This window comes from Streptomyces sp. NPDC057253, assembly GCF_042669125.1.
Taxonomy (GTDB): Bacteria; Actinomycetota; Actinomycetes; order Streptomycetales; family Streptomycetaceae; genus Streptomyces.
The window spans coordinates 23,255-43,404 of sequence record NZ_JBHUXV010000007.1; the positions used below are offsets into that span (position 1 = coordinate 23,255).

Annotated in this window: 11 protein-coding genes and 1 pseudogene; 2 read left to right on the top strand and 10 right to left on the bottom strand. The window is 68.4% G+C overall.

Annotated features, from left to right (window positions below; translation table 11 throughout):
- Positions 1 to 209: 209 nt before the first annotated feature.
- The 6 genes from ACFULQ_RS05485 to ACFULQ_RS05510 form a co-directional block, all read right to left on the bottom strand.
- On the bottom strand, positions 210 to 4,499 hold the full coding sequence (locus ACFULQ_RS05485) for a TIR domain-containing protein (protein ID WP_383538519.1): 4,290 nt from the start codon (positions 4,497 to 4,499) through the stop codon (positions 210 to 212).
- 76 nt (positions 4,500 to 4,575) lie between these two features.
- Positions 4,576 to 7,011: an ATP-binding cassette domain-containing protein gene (locus tag ACFULQ_RS05490; protein WP_383538522.1), complete on the bottom strand. Its 2,436-nt coding sequence runs from the start codon at positions 7,009 to 7,011 to the stop codon at positions 4,576 to 4,578.
- 29 nt (positions 7,012 to 7,040) lie between these two features.
- Positions 7,041 to 8,105 (bottom strand): hypothetical protein, encoded by a 1,065-nt coding sequence (locus ACFULQ_RS05495; RefSeq protein ID WP_383538524.1) that lies wholly within the window; start codon positions 8,103 to 8,105, stop codon positions 7,041 to 7,043.
- Positions 8,106 to 8,145: 40 nt separating this feature from the next.
- Positions 8,146 to 9,012 carry a protein phosphatase 2C domain-containing protein gene (locus ACFULQ_RS05500; RefSeq protein ID WP_383538527.1) on the bottom strand — a complete coding sequence of 289 codons (867 nt, stop codon included), beginning with the start codon at positions 9,010 to 9,012 and terminating at the stop codon, positions 8,146 to 8,148.
- Between the two features lie 313 nt (positions 9,013 to 9,325).
- On the bottom strand, positions 9,326 to 10,060 hold the full coding sequence (locus ACFULQ_RS05505; protein WP_383538530.1) for a hypothetical protein: 735 nt from the start codon (positions 10,058 to 10,060) through the stop codon (positions 9,326 to 9,328).
- 129 nt (positions 10,061 to 10,189) lie between these two features.
- On the bottom strand, positions 10,190 to 12,148 hold the full coding sequence (locus ACFULQ_RS05510) for a tetratricopeptide repeat protein (protein ID WP_383538533.1): 1,959 nt from the start codon (positions 12,146 to 12,148) through the stop codon (positions 10,190 to 10,192).
- A gap of 361 nt (positions 12,149 to 12,509) precedes the next feature.
- Between ACFULQ_RS05510 and ACFULQ_RS05515 the strand changes: the two genes are divergently transcribed.
- Positions 12,510 to 13,424 carry a TIR domain-containing protein gene (locus ACFULQ_RS05515; RefSeq protein WP_383538534.1) on the top strand — a complete coding sequence of 305 codons (915 nt, stop codon included), beginning with the start codon at positions 12,510 to 12,512 and terminating at the stop codon, positions 13,422 to 13,424.
- Between the two features lie 2 nt (positions 13,425 to 13,426).
- Here the strand turns inward: ACFULQ_RS05515 and ACFULQ_RS05520 are convergent, their stop codons facing one another.
- From ACFULQ_RS05520 to ACFULQ_RS05530, 3 genes are all read right to left on the bottom strand, one after another.
- Positions 13,427 to 13,876 carry a hypothetical protein gene (locus tag ACFULQ_RS05520; protein WP_383538537.1) on the bottom strand — a complete coding sequence of 150 codons (450 nt, stop codon included), beginning with the start codon at positions 13,874 to 13,876 and terminating at the stop codon, positions 13,427 to 13,429.
- Between the two features lie 281 nt (positions 13,877 to 14,157).
- On the bottom strand, positions 14,158 to 17,007 hold the full coding sequence (locus ACFULQ_RS05525) for a tetratricopeptide repeat protein (protein ID WP_383538540.1): 2,850 nt from the start codon (positions 17,005 to 17,007) through the stop codon (positions 14,158 to 14,160).
- A complete protein-coding gene (locus tag ACFULQ_RS05530) occupies positions 17,004 to 19,202 on the bottom strand; it encodes a tetratricopeptide repeat protein (protein ID WP_383538752.1) in 2,199 nt (732 codons plus the stop codon). The genes ACFULQ_RS05525 and ACFULQ_RS05530 overlap by 4 nt, the downstream gene beginning before the upstream one ends.
- A gap of 423 nt (positions 19,203 to 19,625) precedes the next feature.
- On the opposite strand from ACFULQ_RS05530, the gene ACFULQ_RS05535 reads away from it, so the two are divergent.
- A complete protein-coding gene (locus ACFULQ_RS05535; RefSeq protein ID WP_383538760.1) occupies positions 19,626 to 19,874 on the top strand; it encodes a hypothetical protein in 249 nt (82 codons plus the stop codon).
- Here the strand turns inward: ACFULQ_RS05535 and ACFULQ_RS05540 are convergent.
- A pseudogene (locus tag ACFULQ_RS05540) lies at positions 19,785 to 20,099 on the bottom strand (toll/interleukin-1 receptor domain-containing protein); the annotation flags it as partial. The gene ACFULQ_RS05535 and the pseudogene ACFULQ_RS05540 overlap by 90 nt on opposite strands.
- Between the last annotated feature and the right edge of the window lie 51 nt (positions 20,100 to 20,150).

Consider the following 20,150-nt stretch of genomic DNA (forward strand, 5'->3'; position numbering starts at 1 on the left):
GGAGCGCGAAGCACAGCTTCGCCCGCACCATCTTGGCCTGCCGCCGGACATGCACGAGTTCCTTCTCGAAGTCGACGTCGTCTGCAGGCCAACCCGACAGGTCCCGGCCTGCCCAACACTTCGCCTGGCCTCCATCAGAACGAGCGGCACCGGCAAGCTTTCAGCGGGATTTGCATCCGCACGACCTCCTCCAGCGCGGAAGCCGACACCTACGTCACAACGCCCTGCCTCAGTGCCACCAACACGGATCCCTGCGCAGCGACAAACCAACCCTGCGCGGGCAGCCAGGTCAGATCTGCCAAGTCGCAGTTGAGTCGGGCCGTCACCGGTGCCTCGCCCGCAGGTCCGAGGAACATCACGGACCCGCCGGTGAAAGCACAGGCCACCACGCCATCACCCCCTTGAACGAGGTGGTGCAGCCGACCACCGGGGCCGTCGCATGTCCTCACCAGACGTGGCATGTCGAGGTTGGACAGATCCCACAGCCGTACTGGGCCGACGACTGCCGCGGTGACCAACAGCAGCATGCCACCATCGACCATCCACGCCACGCGAGTCCCAGGCACCCCGAGTGGCATGGTCAACACTTGACTCTCGTCGAACGGCATGTCGGCGTCCCGGACATCGACGCTGCCGTCGTGGGTGACACTGGCGATCAAACGCCTTCCCGTAGGGTCGGGGGACACGGCGACATCTTGAACCGACACGCCGTGGTCAAACATCTGCATGCCGAGTGCGCCGTCGGGCGCGACGGACACGAGGTGGACCTGGCCGTCGTCCGTGCCAACCGCCAGGAGCATCCCGGCGTCCGGACTTTGGGACCAGGTCATGGAGTTCACCGGGGTGTCCGGCAGATCGAGGAGTTCGCCCGGCTCGGCTTGCGGAGTCACGTCCCACAGGTGGACGGACTCCGGTCCACCGGCGCAGACGAATTGCCTTTCTCCTGTTGAGAAGACGGCCAGGTGCTCGACGAGATTGGCGTCGGTCGGCCAAGTCAGCGGCTGGCCGACTGGTCCTTCCCCTTCCCAGCGCCACAGCGTGAAGTGGCCGTCCCCGGCGGCGCACAGCAGTGCGGATCCATCCGCTGCGCCTGCCGCCGCGAGCTGCTCGATCGGCTCACCGTGCGAGAGGACGATCGGCGACCTCGCGCCTGAAGCCTCGCTTGCCGGCGTCCACGCCCAGACGTCGGCCCCGCCCAGTACCGACGCCGCGACCAGGCTACGGCCCTCACTCAGACTCGCACCGACAACGTGGGTGACAGCCGAGGCGCCCAGCCCGTCTGTCTCGACGGGTGACTCAACCTGCCAGAACCTGGTCATTCCGCCGATGCTGCGGGTGGCCAGCATCGGGCCCTCCTCGCTTGCGCCGAGCGGCAGTACGTTACTGACGGGTTCCCCGACGGGAAGCCGGGTCACCAGATCTGCTCCCGGGCGCCGGTCGACGGCATACACATGGATGATGCCGGTCCAGTCGGCGACAGCAAGCAACGATCCGACCTCGTCCAGGAAGACAAGTGAGCTGATCGGTCCACCGGTGTCGATGCGCGCGATCTCCACCGGTGGGACCGGCGGGCACAGACGGTGCACCGAGACCTGCCCGTAGCTGGTCCCGATGGCCGCGAGAGCGCCGGACCCTGTCGTCGTCAGTGCCAAACGTGACAGCGGCCCCCCTTCTCCCAGGTCTTGTCCACTGTCAACGAGGGGACCCGTGGCTCCGACCCACAGGACGCGAAGGATCCCGTGGAGGTCCACGACGACGCAGCCACTCTGCGCGGTACCTGCCGCCGCTACGCTTCGCAGTTCGGCGCCAAGGTGCAGGGGGTACCCCTGCGGCGGAGTGTTTGGCCAGAACCTCCAGAGATTGACCGTGCCCGCCCGGGTCGCACTGATCACGGCACCCGCCGTTGGAGTACCGGCGAGCGAAGCCAGATGGTCGACGCGGCCGCCCTGGGCGTCGAGTCGCTCCGACGAGGCGCGCAGCGGCCACACGGTCAGGCCGGCCGCCGAGTCGTCGCGAACACACATCAACTTCACACCATGAGGCCCGCCGATCACCATGAGCTGCCTCGGCGGATGATCCACTGGCAATGCATACGACCGACGGCCTGAGGCACCCCTGCCGGCGGCCTTCCAGACAACGATCGAGCCGTCCGACCCGCCGACCGCGATCCGCACGTCCTTCGAGGCATCGCTCCAGGCCGTAAGGATATCCGGCAACTCGCTTCCAGCAGAAGCCAGTTCGAAGGTGGGGCCTAAACGTGCCTGGGTCGCGGCGTCCACTACGACACATCGACCATCCGGCCGCACGAGCAGTGCGGCCGGACCGCCGTGGGGTCCGTGCACGGTGAAGACGAACGAGGTTCTTTCGACAGCTCCCAGCGCGATGGCACTCGGGGCCCCGCCCACCCGCCAGGGAACCGTCCACGGCTGCTGAGCCTCCATCCGGCCCAGAGCACGAACCATGACGTCGGCTCCGATTAAACGGGCATGGAACTGGAACACGGCGATACGCTCCGCGAAGTCAGCGTCCCGCACGTATCCAGCACGTCGGTAGACATGGGCGGCCAACCGGGCACTGGGCCTGGTGAGCCCTGCCATCGGAAGCACGGCACTGTCGGGGTCCGCCGCTGCCAAGCAGGCCGGATCCTCGATCAGCAGGTCCTCAACACGGTTCGCGGCTCGTGCATGCATCAGCAGGTTGACGCGCACGTAGTCGCAAGCCTGCTGCCATTGGCGACCGTTCGGACCGCTGGGCACCTCGGCGAGCAGGGTCTCGTAGAACAGCGTGGCACGTCGCCCCCATCGCCGCCCTTCGAAGTAGCGGGCGAAGGACGCATGGCGCATTGAATACCGCGGTACCAGGTCGCCTGTCTCGTCGAGAAAGAAGCGGAACACCTGTCTCGCCCGCTCGAGGTCGTAGTCCGTTATTTCCCGAGAGCCATGGAAGGCCCGTGCGACCGACAACCAGAGATCGATCGGCAAGCCACCCTGACCGGCCATCGCAATCGGCACCATCAATTCCTTGAGCCACCGTTCGGAGTCCGTGACCCGGCGTTGGACGTCGTACTCGACCCAGCCCTCCAGACGGTCCGGCCATCGCATGCGCGCGCTCCAGCCGTCCTCGAAATCCCTTACCGGCGGAATGCGCAGGAGTTCCTCCGCGATGAACTGGGCAATCAGGAAGTTCCCGTTGGCGCGCTGGACGCCGTCGTCACCGATGACCCCCAGCAGTGCTTGGTCCGTCCACCCTCCACTGTGCCCGTAACCGTGCGGCCTGTCGTCGGCGCGCAGCAAGCTCGCGATGTACCGGGCGACATCGAGATCTGTGAGGTACTTGTCTCTGTCGTCCAGGTCGATGACTTCCGTCGTCGTGCTGCGCAGTTCCTTCGGAAGCCCGTCCAGGGGATCGTCGGAGCGGACCTCCTCCCTGCGTACGCCGATGATCACTCTGGCCCGCCAGCTCACTGCGTTGAGAAGTTCCATCAACTCGTACCACTGGGACGAGTGCTCGTCCGCACGATCTCGCCCGGGCTTCGGCAGCAATGCCTCGTCGACGGCGTCGATGACGATCGTGTAGCTGCGTGACCGCTCCCCGTCCAGCCAGGCAAGCAGCGAGGCCGTAGGGTTCTCGGGATCTGTGCCGGTGACGCCGAATGCCCTGATCAGCTCCGTGGCCAGCTCGTACGGGCCCTTCCTGCTGGCGACAAGAGCCACGTCGATCCCGCAGTCAGGGATCGCGGCCCGCAGATCTCGCGTCAGGTCCCCTTCGCGCAGGCTGCGCAGCACCAGCGCGGACAGCAGCGCCGATTTCCCGGCGCCCGGCATACCCGTAACCGCGCGCAGCCCGTTCGCGGATGTTCGGGTGAACTCGGCGATTTCACCCATCGCCCGTTCACGACCTGTGAAGAACCACTTCTTCGTGCTGATCCGGGAGCCTCGTACTGCGGGCCACCAGTGGCCCGACAGATCCTCCGGTGAGGGGGTTGCGGGGCTTGCCACAACGGCGGTTCCGGACGCTCCGCCGCCGATGGCGACAAGGAGTTCCCGGAGTCCGTCCAGTGTGAAGTTCGGTATGAGGTAGTGCGTCGCCGCCCGGGGAAGAAGAAAACCGGGTATGTCCTCGACCGTGCCGCCCGGGAGCACCACCGGCAGGATGCGAGGTAGCCATTTGTCCCGGTCTTCGGTGAGTTTGTCCTGAAGGATTCCGATCTCGTAGCGGACCCCACGGTGATGTGGCGTGGGCGTCTCGTCAGCCGCAGCCGCTCTCCTGTAGGCAGGGGAGGCCACGACGAGGGTGAAGTGCGTTGTCAGGACCCTTGCTTCCACCCAGCGAGACCACTCGATCCGATCCTTGACCATGTAATCGGCGAAGACCTCGATGCCCGCGTCCCGTTCGAGGATCCTGCACAACTCGCGCACGGCCACTTTGTGTGACTCTGTGTCGTGCGCGTACGACACAAACACTCGGCAACGCCGGGCCGCTCCGATTCCCTCATCCACAACGCTGCATCTCCTCGCTTTGGCCCGGATGTCGGCACGCCCGTTGCGTGCTTTTGAGTGACCGCCTCTGTCCCCCTCAGAGCCGCTGTCGTGTCTGCCGGGTGAGGATGAGGGCAGCGAGCGCGACGAAGACCATCGCGAGCAGGCCGAGGGCGGCGCAGGCCTCGGCGACGTGTGACGCGTCGTGGTTCCACATCGCGTCGGGCGGTCGGCTGCGGAACTGGTTGAGGTCGACGTCCGCACCGAGCGCGGCGACGCCCCAGCGCGTGGGCGCGCCGAGGGACACGGCGGACAACACACCCGTTCCCGGCTCCGAGGCGTCCCCCAGTGGAATCAGCAGACCGGTCAGCACCACCAGACCGGCCACGATTCCCATGAGCACGAACGTCACGCGTTCCAACTGCCGTGAAGTGGCCGAGATCAACAGCCCGAGGCCCGCCGACGCCAGCGCCAGCAAGGGGAGGGCCAGAGCGGGGCCGCTCCAGGCGTGGGGCCAAACGGAAGCGCCCAGTGCCGGAGCCACGGGCGCGGCCTTCCACCACGCGTACCCCACCACGGTCAGCCCGGCCTGCAGAACAACGAGAACGGCAGCAACCAGTGCCTTCGAGACGACGGCCGCACGCGCGGGTACGCCCCACCGGGTCTCGCGTTCGATGATTTCCCGGTCGCCGACCACGGACGAGAACGACACGGCCATGGCAAAGAACGCCGTGCAGATCGTGAGCACCGAGACGACCGTCGGCATGCTGCGATTGGTCTCGGCGGTGCCGCCGAGACCATGGACAGCCGCCCAGCCGCTCAGCAGGACACTCAGGAAGGGGTACAGGATCAGGGGCTGCAGCAGCCGCTGTGGGCGCGCCTGCAGCCGCTTGATCTCCCTCAGGGCCAGCAGGGCCGTCGTGCGGCCGACTCCGGAATGCCGTGCGCCCCTGACCGGACGGGCACGGGATCCGTCCGAGCCGCCACGGTCCGATCCTGTGGTGGGTGTCCGTGCGAGACCTGTGTCCGTCGGAGAGCGCCGCAGCGTCACGTGCCCTTCCCTGAGCCGCTCCATGACGTCCGCATGACGTGTGACGCCGAAGGCGGCGCACAGGTCGTCCGGTGGACCGAAGTACCCCACCCGGCCTCCGTCCGGAGAACCGGTGATGGCCAGGACCGTGTCCGCCAGCTCCAGGTTGGCGGTCGAATGGGTGACCACGACGACCGCGCAGCCGCGCGACGACGCAAACCTGCGCAGCAGGGTCATGATGTCCCGGTCCAGGCCCTCGTCGAGCCCGGAGGTCGGCTCGTCCAGAATCAGCAGGGCCGGCTCGCTCAGCAGTTCCAGCCCGATGGACACCCGTCTGCGCTGGCCGCCCGACAGACGGCGGATGGGCCTGTGCGCGATGCCGTCCTGCTCAAGACGCAGGTCTCGCAGCATGCGGTCGACCTGCTCGGCGCGCCGGACCGGGGTCAGATCCCGGGCCAACCGCAGTCTGGCAGCCATGAGCAGGGTCTCTCGGGCCGTGAGGTCCAGGTGGAGACTGTCCGTCTGGGGGACAAAGCTCACCAGATGGCTCGGTCGCCCTCCGTGGGCCGCCAGCCGACTGCCCGCGAGCCGTAGGTCCCCGTCGGCGTCGGCCATCTCGCCGAGGAGCGCACGGCACAACGTGGACTTGCCCGCGCCCGAAGGACCGATGACCGCCATCACCTGTCCCAGTGGCAGAGAGAAGTCCACGTCGATCAGGCCACGTGGTTCGGGACCGCGGTACAGCGCGCTCAGCCCTTGGCAGGTGAGAGCGTCCGGCGCGGTGGGCAGACGCGTCGACAGCTCGCCCTCGGGACCGACTTCGATGATGTGCGACCCGATGGTGAAGACAGTTCCCGGGCTGAGCGTTGCCACCAGCATCCTGCGCCCGTTCACATACGTGCCGAGATGGCCGCTGAAGTCGCGCAGGACGACGTTGCCACGGGCCGTGCGGCGGACGACGGCATGACGCCCGGCCACGTTGGGGCCGGAGAGCTCGATGTCGGCGCCCGCTCCCGTTCGTCCGATCGTCGTGTCACGGTCGACACTCAGAGGCCACCGGGTCGCAGAGGCGTTGCCACGAGGCCCGGGGACGGCTCGCGGCGCGGTGTTGCGCGGGCCGAGGACGACGTCCACCGACTGTCGTTGCCCATCGGGCGCGGTGCCGGAGCCGTTTCCCAGGAAGAGGTCGACACATGTCCCCTCGCGCCGCAGGAAGACGCGGGAGGGCGCCGACCCGTCCTGTGGCAGGGGCACCGTCAGCCGCCCTGACATTGGTGTGTCGCCCAGCCAGACCTCTGTCTGTTCGTCGTGCAGGCGGAGGGCCCACACTGCCGTGAACATCAGGGTGAACCAGAGCTCCGGAGCACTCGGCGGCACCGGCAGCGTGCTGGTCGCAGCGCTGCCGAAACGCCAGGGCTGGCCGGCTGCGGACAGCAAGCGTTCCCGCCCGTCGATCCGTACCAGCAGTTCGGGGGGTGCGTTCTCATCCGACAGGAAGGCCAAGGCGGCTCCTCACGGCTCGGCGTGGTCGGTCAGTCATCGCGTTCGGGGGACCAGCGGAACAAGTCGAGAAGCCGCCGCAGCCACCTCTTGCGGGGGCCGGCAAAGTCATCCGGCTGATCCCACAGGACTGCGTCGTCCATCTGTCCAAGGGAAATGTCGTCGGCTTGCGGAGGTTCGGCCGAGTTCCGTCCGGCCGTGTCGGAGCCGCGCGGTGGCAACGGCCACCGCACCATGGCGTAGGTGTCGTTGCGTACGTACAGGGTTCCGTCCTCCTTGACCAGGGACTGCCACCCTCTGGCCGTCGGCCGGAGCTGGGCGGCACGCACCGCGGAACGGAGTGCCGGATCGGGCCGGGTAAGCCGGCAGAGCAAACGCACGTCCGCCGAGGGAAGCACGTCCGAGAACATGCGCGGGGTGAGGCCGCGCAACGCCATGCTCTCGTCGAGGCAACGGGCCACCATCAGCGCGGCCTTGTACAGATCGGTGTGTTCGGAGAACCCGTCCGCCCCGGGCACCTGCCAGGGCACCGGTTCACGTGCTGAACGGAAGGGGCTGTTGCCGCTGACGACGTAGGCATCACAGTCCAGGAAGTACACCCGCGGTACGTCACCTAGGCCCGTGGTGAGGATGTTCCGGGGCTGCAGGTCTCCGACCACCACGCCGAGGTCGTGGAAGAACGCCAGGCTCTCCAGGAGATGGCCCAGAGCCGCCAGCTTTCGCGGCGGCGGATAATAGGGGCTGTCGAAGCGGGCGCTGTAATCGGCGTCTTGGACGAGCACGGAAAGATCGCGGGCCTTCCCTGAGTCAGCTTCCTCGAAGAACGCTCGCGGGGCCTCGTTCATCAGGACCCCGATCACGGCACGCTCCCTGCGCACGGCGGTGATCGGCCAGGCGGCGAGGCTGTCCAGGCTTCGCCTCTTCGACGGGGGCAGCCGCTGGCGCCACCACACATGTCTTCGCAGGGCGTCCGGGTCCACCTCCGCGCATATCTCTGGTCGGTACTCCTTGAAAAGCACCGACGCACCGTCCGGCGTCTCGCACCGGAACACCCCGGCCGTGGTCGCTCCGCCCCCCAGCGAGCCGGACCGGTCCACGCGCAGTCGCCTGACGTCGATCTCCCCGTTCTGATGCACGTCAGACTCCGCGTGATGGGCGTGACCAGACGACTGCGACGGTCCGGTCGTCGTTGTTGCCGCGCATCTTCCAATCGACCATGCGCAGGAAGTCGGAGGGCTTGGGCGGCTGGAAGACCACCGAGGCGATCTCCTTGCCCAGGATCTGGGGTTGCACGTCGAGTCCCTTGCCGAAGCCGTCGCTGGCCAGTGCGATCACTTCGTCGTCGGCGAGGGTGGCGTAGCCCGTACGCAGGGTGTCCACGTCGCGGGGCATGGCGTTCGTGCGGTTGTCGTATGCCGGGGAGGAACCCTCTGCGGGAGGGGGATAGAGATGACGCCAGGACTGGCGGGTCACGTTCAGCACCTCGACCCGGGCGTCCCCGACTCCCCCGAAGTACACGTCGAAGCCTCGCGGCGAGCGGTGGCAGACGGCGAACACCAGCGTGGTGGCCGGCGGCCTCGGACCCTGCGGAGAGGTGTCGGCCGGCAGTTCGTAGGCAGCGGCCGCCGCCTGACGCTTGAGGCGGGACGGTTCCAGCAACCGCGCCACGCGCTTCACCGCCTGCTGCGCCCGTTTGTCCCAGTTCGCGGGCTCCGGCGGTCCGTAGCGTGAAATGTGCCGGCTCAGGTCCCTCACGATCTGGGAGGCACCTGTACTGGCCGCCGCGTGCGCGGCCCAGGAACTGGAGACCCCGTCCGCCACCGCGACCACGATCACGGACGAATCGGCACAGCCGGAGAAGGAGTAGGCGTCCTCCCGGTACCGGCCGCGTACCTCGTGGTCGGCGCCCGCCTGCGAGGCGGCGTAGAAGGTGAAGGGACCCCAATTGCCCCGGTCGGCGGTCACGCTCGCGCTGGCCGAACCGATACGCAGCGGCAGCTTCACCGGGTGTCCCTCGAAGGAGGCCGCCCCCAGCGGCGGCCCTGTGTAGGGGTCGGGTTCGATGGAGCCGCCGCCTTGTGCCGGATGTTGTCCGCCCTCGGCCGTCGTTCTTTCCGGGGTCTCGTTCCCTCCGTCCGCCGGGGTGTCCTCGGGCTGTGGTACCGCCGTACCTTCGCGTCCGCCGGACCTCTCGGGCAGTCGGCCCGCTTTCGGCTCGGTCGCGAGCACCGCACGGAGCATCCTCACGAGACCCCGGATCACCGGCGGAGCGCCCCTCGGACCGCGGCCGTGACGCGGCTGGCCTTCTCCGGGCGGATCAAGCGACACGGCGCATTCCCTTGGGGGTGTCGAAGACGAAGGAGCCGCTGGCCGAGGAGTGGGTGACGGAGAAGACGATGATGTCGATGATCGAGCGCAGCAGATCGGCGGGCGTGGCGCCCGGATCGGCGATACAGGCGGCGCCCGCGGGGTCGTCGGTGGCGATCTTGCGCAGCGTGTCCTCGTCCACCGTCCCCAGACCGAGCGCGATGATTCTCGGCCGGTACGGGAAGTCGGGATTCGTCAGCTTGTCTCGTTCGAGCAGCCAGACCTCGTCGGCTTGTCTCTTGCCGGCGACCTCCGGCCGACCGTCGGTGATGAAGAAGACCGCGGGCCCTTTCACATGCTGCCTCTGCTCGGTCAGGCGGGCCGTGTCCTGCCGAATGACGGTGTCCAGCTTCCGGAACGCGTCGGCGTAGTTGGTCTGCGACCCCTTGGGCAGCGCGTAGATGGGCCTCTCCGGTGCACCGTCGGCGATCTTGCAGAGGGGCGTGACCACCGTGGCTGTGTCGTGGAAGGCGATGACGGACAGATGCGCGATGTGGCGCGCAGAGACGTCCTTGTCCATGGCCTCCATCATCCCCGCGAAGGAGGAGTTCATGATGTAGTGCGGGCTCAGTAACTCGTCGGGATGCCAGTCCTGGTGCCACATGGACTGCGAGACGTCGCACACCACATAGAACGGCCAGGCCTCGTAGCTCGTACCCAGATCGAACGACTCTTGCAAAGACACGCTTCCCCCCGCCCAACGCACCCAGAAGACAACAGGAGCGACATTTCCCCGACTTGCCCCTACAAGCCTACAACTCCCTTATTGCCCATCTTTCACTTTTTATATACCAGCGGGGGCTTATTACGGAACTCATCCCGTCGGTGCTGTGCCTGCAGAAGAATCGTCCTCGTTCGTGCTCGGCAGCCCCAATCCCTCCAGTGCGGTGCGAACTTGCTCAGCCAGCGGAGACCGCACGGATTCGTACACCGCCAGCGCGCGCCTCCAGTGGTCCGCCGCCAGGCGGGGGTTCGCGGGCGCGAGGAGTGCGGCGAGTCCGCTTCGGGCACGGGCCTCTTCGAAGACGTTCTCGCAGTCACGGCTCCGACTCAGTGCCTGCCGGTGATAGTGGCAGGCGGTTTCGGTGTCACCGGCTCTGGCGTGGGCTTCGCCGAGACCGTTCAGAGCCATCACAGCGTCCAGTTCGAGGCCCAGCGCCAGGAACGCGTCGAGAGCCTGCGTCAGGTTGGCCGTCGCGTCCTCGTAACGACCGAGTTCGATCTCCGCGAGGGCCATGCCTCGCTGCACGATCGCCGTGTTGCGGTCGGCGCCGAGGTTCCGGTACTCGTCGAGCGCCCTTCGGTGGTCCGCGAGAGCTGCGAGGTGCTCTCCTCCGTACTGGTGCACCCAGGCCCGGTTCTCCACCGCGGTGGCCACCCCGTGCCGGTCGCCCACGGCCTCGAACCTGGCCTCGGCTTCCGCGTAGTGGCGTGCCGCGTCCCGCGACCGGCCCAGTTCGACGAGCGCGACGCCCATTCCGTTGTGCATGATGCCCTGTACCTGGAGCTCCCCCGCGTCCGTCGCCACGTCCAACGCCACCTGCAGTGTCTCCAGCCAGCTGTCCCAGAATTTCGCATGGAAGAAGAAGCCGCGCATCGCGTCGGCCAGGAGCCAGCATCGCGAAGGGTCCGAAGTCGTGGCCGCTGCCCTCATCAGGGCCGTCAGCTGGGGCAGTTCGTCGACGAACCAGGCGAGTGCGGCCGATCGGTCATCAACGTCCGGTGTGCTGTGAGGGGGATGGGCGATGGTGTGGGGCAGACGGTAGCGTCCCGGCGCCACGGCCAGGTCCGCGCGGTCCGCAGTGCAGAGGTAGAAGTCGATCAGCCGGTCCATGGCCGCCCGGACACGGTTCTCGGCCACGTCCTCGTGGACCCGGGTCCGGGCGTAGGCGTGCAGCAGGTCGTGCAGTTTGTACTGATGGGCACCGTCAGGTTCCACGAGGTGGGCGTTGTGCAGCACCTGCATCCGGCGGCGCGCCTCACGCAGCGGCAGATCGGCGAGGGCGGCGAGGGCATGGATGTCCAGGCGCGGCCCCGGGTGCAGACCGCACAGCGCGAACAACTCCCGGTGGTCGTCGTCGAGACCGTCGTAGGAGGGCCGGAACACCGCGGTGACGGTGCGCTCACCGTCGTCGAGTTCCATCAGCCTGTTCCGTTCGTCGTCCAACCACTCGGCCAGCTCGGCCAGTTGCGCACTGGACTCGCCTCTCACGCGGGCTGCCGCGACCCGCAGGGCGAGCGGGAACCCTCCGCAGCCGACCGCGATCCGGCGAGCGTGCGCCTGGGTGACGGCCCGGTCGGAGTTCGCCCCGGTGTGCGGTCCCGCAGCTGTGAGGAACAGTTCGGACCCGGTTTCCGGGGGCAGCACACCCAGGGTGAGCCGGCCGACATCCTCCAGCGCGGGCAAGCGATGCCGACTGGACACGAGGGCGGCGCCGCCCTCGGGCGGCAGCAAGGGGCGGACCTGCGCGCTGTCCCGGGCGTTGTCGAGGAACACCAGCACGGAACGACCCTCAAGGCTCTCCCGGTAGACCGCGGCACGGTCGTGGGGATGTTCGGGAATCTCCTTCAGCGACAGGCCGAGCAGGCGCAACAGCCGCCCCAGCGCGTCACCGGGCGGGAGCGGAGCCAGGTCCTCCGAGTAACCCTGGAGGTCGATGGAGAGAATGCCGCCGGGGAACCAGCCACGGCCCACGGCACGATGCGCCGTCTGCAACAGCAGTTCGCTCTTCCCGACACCCCCCGGCCCGGTCACCACCGCGACTCGCCGCATCGACGGAGTCTCGGCATCTCCCAGGCCCTCGCGATCGGGGCGGAGCACGTCAAGCAGAGTCTGCAACTCCTGGTCACGGCCGACGAAGACGGAGGAAGGCGCGGCAAGTAGCGCCAGTGGAGCAGCGGGTGCGCTCGGCGGGACAGTCATAGTGACGCTTCCGGCCTGAATGACAGTGCCCAGGAAGGTCCCTCCACTGATGGTGTTGTCGGTGCGGCGCGCCTGTTCGCCCGTCATGGGCAGGTCACCCTCAATCTCTTGCTCCCCTGCTCCGGTCAAGCCTTGTTCCGGAACGCATGCGGAGGGTTCCTCCCCTGCCGCAGCCTGCACCACACGTGCGGTGCACCCGTAAGCTCGCGTCATGGGCGAGCCGAAGCGTGTCTACGATCTTGCCGTCTCCTTCGCGGGTGAGCAGCGGGAGTACGTCGAACAAGTGGTGACGGCCTGTCAGGCACTAGGCCTGACTGTGCTTTATGACCGTGACCTCTCCACCCAGCTGTGGGGGCGCAATCTCATCCTGTGGTTCCGGGAGGCGTACGGCGGGACACAGGCACGCTACGTGGCGCCGTTCCTGTCGGCGGACTATCTGGCGAAACCCTGGCCGATGGACGAGTTCCGGGCCATGCTGGTGCCCTCGCTGAGCAATCCGGACGACTTTATCCTTCCGGTGTTGGTCGGCGACGTCGTGGTCCCGCCCGAACTGCTCAATCCAGCGGTCGGAATACTGCGCATGGAGGAACACACTCCTCAGGAGCTGGCCCGCGCGTTCGAGCAGCGGATCAAGGGCTCCGCCGGACCGGTCCCGGCAGGACGGCAGACGCTGAGAACTCCCCTGACGACCCCGGCGGGTTTCAGCAAGTACGCGGAACTGGACTCCTCGTTCCGCTATCTCACCCAGCGGTTCAAGACGGCCGCTCCGACCATGTCCCAAGCCGGCTTCGTCTGCACTGTGCACAACTCCGAGGCGGAACTGCGGGTACGCGTCGAGCGCGACGGCATGACCCTGTACGGGATCGACGTTCACCTCGGCGGTATGGGACGCGACGACGTACTGAACTTCGTCGTCGGACAACGCACGGCGCAGGGCCGCAACAGCAGCAACGGCACTGCCACACCTGTGTTCGACCGCTCTGCCGGAGCGCCCAAGCTCGAAATGCGTGACCTCTCCGTCCTCGGATTCACCCCGAGTGTGCGGTCCTTGACGAAGGAGGAGCTGTTCGAGGCGTTGTGGAACCGCCTCGTGGACGAGGTGCAGCAACGCGCGGACGGCCACTGAGTTCAGCGGTTCGGCACGGTCCGGCATCCGCTCCCGTCGGAGTCGCCGCCCTGCGCAGGCGCCTGCGTGAACGTGAGGTTGGTGAAGCTGCCGCCTTGCAGGACCGGGCCGTGCTGGGTGCCGCCGCTGATGGTGTTGTGCACTGTGTGGTCCTCGATGCGTACCTGCCGAGCCTGGCCGTGCCAGGCCGTGAGGGCGGTGCGGAAGTCCGGATCCAGTGCGGCTCGAACCGACAGTGTGGTGCTCAGGGTCTGTGCGGCGCTCTCGTCAGAGGGATCCTGAGCGAGTCGGGTCAGTTCCGACTCGCCGGTGCCGATTGCCGGTGGGTCCACGTCGCCGCGGCGGAAGGGACGTCGCACCAGGGCGGAGAGCCCCGCCCATACCTCCCTGCCGAGTTCCCCGCCGGCCCCACCGGCCAGCGCGACCAGCAACCCCACAGACACCGGATCCATCCGTCACCACCTATGTCATCGCTCGGCTTCAAAAGCTGCCTGCCCACAGCGGTGGGTTTCCCGATCGTCAGGAGTCCTACCCCCACCATGCGCCCCCTATGGCGAACTGCCCAGGCCTTCTCCACGGCCTGTCCCGCGGATCAGTCCCGCCATGGTGGGCCGTCCGGACCCGGAACAAGATCCCGTTGATCACTCTGTGGTGGTCGTTCCCCTCCCCCACGCAGCCCCCGGCGCCGACAAGTGCGGCTCCCGTAATCCGCCGGACTGACCCCAGGGCCCGTTCACGGGTCGTCCTGCGGCCGGGGCCGGTCATTGGTCTTCTTGTCGACGTACCGCCAGATACTGCTGGGCAGAGGTCCCAGTGCGGTCGCCACTACGCTCTGCGCGTAAAGGTCGTTGTTGCGTCCCACACTCGACGGCGCCATGGTGCGCACGGCCGACAGCATGCGCCGGCCCTTGGACCGGGACCCCAGGAGCACCAGCGCGACGCCGAGCCCGTACTGGGCCTGGAGCGTGTCGGGGTGCCGGGGGCCGAGCGTCGCCAGCAGCCCCTCGAAGGCAAGCTCGTGGTGCTCCCTGGCCTTCTCGTGCTCCCGTAGCTGGGCGTGTGAGCGGCCCAGCAGGAGTTGCGCGCGCAGGATCATCGGGTGTCTCGGTCCGAAACGCCGGCCGAGGCGGGAGATCGTCTCCTCAAGGTGCTTCCGCGCCTTCTTGGGGCGTCCCAGGCACAACAGGGCATAGCCGTACTCCACGTCGATACTCAGGGTCCGTGCGTTCATCGGGCCGTGGCTCCCGCGCAACCGCTCCCGGAGCTGCCCCAGTCTCTCGGCCGCCTCCCGCCAGTCCGCCGGGTTCGGGTCGAGTTCCAGCAGATACAGCGTCAGCCAAGCCTGTGCCAGCACGGACTGGGCCGACACCGCGTTCATGTGGTCGGCCAGGCCCTGGTCCTCGTACCAGCTCTGGACGGATCGGGCGGTCAGACGGGCCTCGCGCTGGGCGTTCGTGGAGAGCTGGATGGTGGCCAGTTCGATCCGCGCGGCCTGGAGCTGGTTCCCGGCGCGTTCCGACGGCAGCTGACTGAGGACGTCCACGAGCTGGTCGGCGTGGCGCAGTGCCACGCGCAGATCGCCACGGAGCCGACGGCCCTTCAGATAACCCAACTGCAGCTCGATAGCGTCGCCCGTGTCGTTCCAGCTGTTCGCGGGCGTCGGCGGGAGGGCGGCGCGCACGACCTCCCAGTGCGGATCGGCCTCGTCGAGCCGGCCCAGCGCGTCCAGAGCCTGCGCCAGCACGCCGATGGCGACGATCTCCTTCTGGCCACCGGAGGGTACGCTCCCCCGCGCGCGGGAGGCATACTCCGCGGCCTGCTCGTAGCTTCCGGCGTCCAGGTGGGCATGGGCGGCCCGCAGTAGTTCCGACGTCGTCGGGCTGCCGGACGTGAGCGCCAGATCCCAGTGCCGCGCGGCCGTGAGCGGCTCACCCCGTGTCTGGTGGAAGTCAGTCAGCATACGGTGCAGTGCACGCGCCGTGCCGGGCGCGAGAGCGGGGTGGGCGGCGAGGACGGCGGCGTGCGGCATCAGTCGGTCGGCCACGGCCCCGGGCTCACTGGACCTGGCCAGCACCAAGTCAGCCGCCACCCGCACCAGTTCGGCCTCGGGCACCTCGAGGGGCAGATGACGGCGCGCCGCCTCCCGGACGATGGCGTGGACCTCCCAGTTGTCCTCGATCCGGGTCGCCAGCGTGAGATCGCGCAGGCCGGCCAGCGCGTCCCCCGGGTCGCCGGCGTCGGGGTGCAGCACGGTCTCCACGTCGGCGATGAACCGTGCGGGCAGCGACGCGCCCGCGCACACCGTGGCGAGCTGAAGGACGAGTCGCTGCTGTGAATCGAGGGAGCCGAGGCTGTCGCGGACCAGGTCGGTGGCGGCGTCGAGCGTCGTCGGGTCGGCCGTGAGCCGGTCGACGTCGTCGATGAGGGGCCGCAGTCCCTGCCGGTCGCGCAGTCGGAGTCCGGCCAGTTGCAGCGACAGGGCGTGACCGCCCAGCCGGTCCGCGAGGACGTCGAGGGCCGCCACGTCCTCCTCCGTGTCCACCGGACGGTGTCGGCGAAGCAGCAGCTGAGCGTCCTCGGGGAACATCGGGCCGAGCTCGACGACGGGCATCAACTCGGCATAGGGACCGCGTCTGCTGGTCAGTACGGTGTGCAGCAGCGGACCCGCAGGCAGCAGGAACTGTTCGATCTCCGCCGGGTCCAGGTCGGGCGGCAGATCGTCGACGACCCACAGGGCGGGCTGTCCGGCCGTGCAGAGGCGGTCGGACACCGCAGCGGCCAGTTCCGCCGCGCCGACCCGCTGGAGCCCGGGGTCGAGACGCAGGTCGCGGGCGACCCGGCGCAGTTCCTCGTTGTAGCGGACCATCATGTCGGCCGCGGAGGCGTCCTTGAGGTCCAGCAGGTGGACGCCGCCCGGGTAGGCCGCCCCGAACTGCCAGGCGTAGGCGGCGGCGAGAGCGGACTTGCCGACACCGGCGACACCGAGCAGGGCCACCACGGGACCGGCCATCACCTGCCGGACCAAGGGGTAGTCGCCCTGACGCAGTTCGGAGTGCAACCGCCACTGTTCGCGGTATCGGCCGACGAAGGAGTACGCGCCCGCCACCCGGTCGGTGATCCAGCGCGGTCGGCCGGTCCGGGGATCGCCGATGGTGCCCCGCATCGAGCGAACGCGTTCCCGGAGCACTGCTGCCAGCTCCTCGAACGCCGCTTTGTCTCCGTACCTCGGCGCCCGGCTGAAGGTGGCGTCGGCCAGCTCCACGGGGAACAGGTGGTCCTCTCCCGGCTCCGGGTTGATGACGACGATCCGTCCGACCGGGTCGCCCTCCCGCTGCCCGGCCAGCAACGCGGCCGTCAGCTCGAACTGGCAGGCGTAGCGGCTCGGGTAGCCCGCCGAGTAGTAGAGGAGCAGCAGCCGGGATGCTGCCAGCGCCCGCTGGAGGGCCACGCTCACCCCATGGCCCACCTGGATGTCCTCGTCCACGAAGACGGACAGCCCCCGGTTGCGCAGCTCTTGTGCGATCCGTTCGGCGATCGCCCGGTCGTGGCCGCCGAACGAGAGGAAGACGTCGTGTTCGCTCACCGGTCACCGCCCGCTTCGGTCGTGTCTCGTTCCGCACCCAGCGTGGTTATCCACATGCGGATGTCGTCGGCGGCCCTGGTGGTGGCGTCGGCCGTGCCGAGGGTCAGTTCCAGACCTGTGGTGGCGTCGTCGATGAGCACCCATGCCTCCTCGTACTGTTCGTCGAACTGGTCGAGCGCGGCGTGCGCATGTGCCAGGTAGCAGACGGCGGTCATCGTCTCGACAGCGTCCGGGCCGAACGCGGCGAGTCGCGTGTCGTACAGCCGGATCGCCTCCTCCAGCAGGGCGATCCGCTCGTCCATGCGTTCGTGGTCGAGCCGGATCCGCTCCTGGGTCACCCCGGCGGGGAGCGCCTGGGCCGGCTCGGTCGTCACCGACGCCACGGGGAGTGCCGGGCCGGACCGGGCCGGGGCGCCGCTCTCGCAGGTCTGGGCGATCAGCATGGCCAGCAGCCGGTGCAGTGCTTTCGTGGCCGCGGGATGGGCCGGGCCCTGCGCCCGCAAGCGGCTGCGATAGGCGTCGGTGAGCAGGCCCACCGCCTCACGTGGGTCGTCCGCCACTACGGCCAGGTTCTCCGCCGCGTCCGCGATGCGCGTCCGCGATGCGCGCAGTCGCCGCCGGGTCCGGTGGACGGTGTCGAGCATCTGCCGGGCGCCGGCCGTGTCCGCCAGTTGAAGTGTTGTGGCGGCCAGGTTGGTCAGGGCGTCCAGGGTGCGGTCGTGCTCCTCTCCGTAGATCGACCGGAAGGTGCGGTACAGGTCGTTCTTGATGTCCAGTGCTGTGGCATGGTCACCGCAACCACCCACGTGGACGGCGTAGTTGGTGAGGGAGTCCAGGGTGTCCGGGTGGTGTGGGCCGAGCGTCTTCTCCCGGATCTCGTGGAGCGACCGGAAGATGTTCCTCGCGCGGTCGTGGTCGCCGGCGGAGCCGTGTGCCACGGCAAGGTTGTTCCAGGCAGTGAGGGTGTCGGGGTGGTGGACGCCCAGTTGCCGTGCCAGCGCCTCGTGGGTGGCTTCGAGCAGCCGGCGGGCGGTGGTGTGCTCACCGTGCTGTCCATGGGCGACACCGAGGCCGAGCTGAACCACGAGTGTGGTGAAGTGGTTCTCTCCCAGCCGGGCCAGACACATCTCGTGCAACTCGCGGAAGAGCCGGAGAGCGGCGTGGCTGTCCCCGAGTTCGGTGTGCAGCCGTCCGGCCTCGTTGAGCAGATGCCATTCGTCGACGTCCTGCATTCCTTCGGCGAGCCGCTCCACATGGGGGAGGATGCCGGCCGGCAGCAGCTGTTGACGGCCTTCGCGCGTGGCGTCCAGCTCCCGGGCGAACACCGTGACGGCGGCGAGACGCAGCCTCTGACGCCGGTGGGGGTGGAGACCGGATCGGCGGGCGGCTTCGTGGACCAGGGGGTGGAAGGTCCACGTGGGAGCTGTGCGGATGGGCGCGCCCTCGGGAGCGTCGCCGTCGTCGGCGGGGCCGAGGTCGTCAGTGCCCCCGTGGCGCTGGCTGAGCTGCTCCGCCGTGGTCTGGTCGAGGCCGTCCATCGCCCTGCGGGTGGCTTCCGCGTCGGGTAACCCGTCGGCCTCTGCCAGAACCAGGGCGATCAGTGCGGCGGGCAGGGGTGCGCGGCCGAGGAAGCTGGACATGAGCAACACGTCTCGGCCTTCCTCCGGCAGGGTGCTCAGACCGCGCGCCAGGATCGCGGCGATCCCGGCGAGGTGATGCGTGGGCAGCTTTGGGCGGAGTTGCTCGGCCAGCGCCAACGCGTCCCGGTCCGGATCCGCCACCAGCTTTTCCATCGCCGTGAAGTCGGCGATGCCGGTGATGTCCGGCGCACCGCACAGGCCGGCCGCGAGGGAAAGGGCCAACGGATGCGCTCCCAACGCCGCCACGGTCCGGCGAGCAGCCGCGTACTGGTGCCGGTCGCGACGCAACCGCTCCAGACGGCGTTCCGCCCGTTCCGGTCTGCGGTGTGGCCACCGGCTGGTCAGCAGAGCCAGCGACGCGCTGCGCTCCAAGGGCGGGAGGACGAGTTCACGATCGGGATGGACCCAGCCACGCAGCTCGTGGCGGGCCGTCATGAGAGTGCGGCCGTTGGTGGTCGGAGCCAGCAACGCCCTGAACGTCGCATGGCTGATTCCCTCCGGCACATCGTCGACGATCCACAGGTAGGGCCCCAACGCGGCCAGTCGATGATGCAACCATCGGATCGCGTCCTCAGGAGCACGGTACGGCGGCACCTCGCGGTCCGTTGAGCTCCCGCCCGATTCCGACGGAGCCTGCGGAGACGTCGGCGACGTAAGGGAGCCGCTGATACGCAGTAACTGAGCCTGTAAGACCCGTTGCGCCGCCGCGTCACCGCCGCCGCACGTGGCTCTCGGGCCGCCGAACCCGTCCAGGTAGAACACCCCTGCCGGGAAGTCGGCGGAGAACAAGCGCGCGTAGTGGCGGGCGAGCAGTGTCTTGCCCTGACCACCGAACCCGGTGAGCGCCACGACCTGTCCGCCGTCGTTCGGGTTGTCGTCGGGGAAAAGGCCGTCGTGGATCCACCACAGGTCGAGCTCCCGACCATGCAGTTCCAGAATGTCCGGACGCGGTGGCGGAAACCACCTCGGTGCTGAAGGATGCGGCACATCGCCGAGCCGCCGCGGATCCTGCTGACCGAGTTCGCGTACATGTGCCGCGATGGATTGGACGGTGTGGTCGAGTGGCTGGTCGCGGTCGGGAAGCCGCCAATACTTCAGCCGCGCCGGCCGGATCTCGTCGATGTCCAGATGCTGCGCTACGGCCAGCACCCGCGCGCGGCCGCTCTGCAGGTGATGGGAACTCAGAAGCGCGAAGTGCAACTCCTGTCGGCAGTACTCGCTGGCTGAGAACGCGGGCGAATGCAGCGTCAGTAGTACCCGGCTCCCCCGTAGCGCGGCGTCGATGCGGTCGGGGATGCAGTCGTAGTCCCGCATGCCGTCATGGTCCTGAAAAACCTGCATGCCTGCAGCCCTCAACGCCAGGCGCAGGGCGTCCGCTTGAGCCTTGTCCTCCCACGCGTAACAGAGGAAGACATCGTGGCCGTCGGATCTCTCCGCCATCCGCATCACCATCCGGACATGTTTCCCAAGGCCCCGAGGAATCCGGCCCGTTGCACCACGGCG

Bases quoted from the DNA above. Each gene is read 5' to 3' on its own strand.
- ACFULQ_RS05515 (WP_383538534.1), top strand. From the start codon at position 12,510: ATGGGCGAGCCGAAGCGTGTCTACGATCTTGCCGTCTCCTTCGCGGGT.
- ACFULQ_RS05520 (WP_383538537.1), bottom strand. From the start codon at position 13,876: ATGGATCCGGTGTCTGTGGGGTTGCTGGTCGCGCTGGCCGGTGGGGCC.
- ACFULQ_RS05535 (WP_383538760.1), top strand. From the start codon at position 19,626: ATGCGGCACATCGCCGAGCCGCCGCGGATCCTGCTGACCGAGTTCGCG.
- ACFULQ_RS05510 (WP_383538533.1), bottom strand. From the start codon at position 12,148: ATGCGGCGAGTCGCGGTGGTGACCGGGCCGGGGGGTGTCGGGAAGAGC.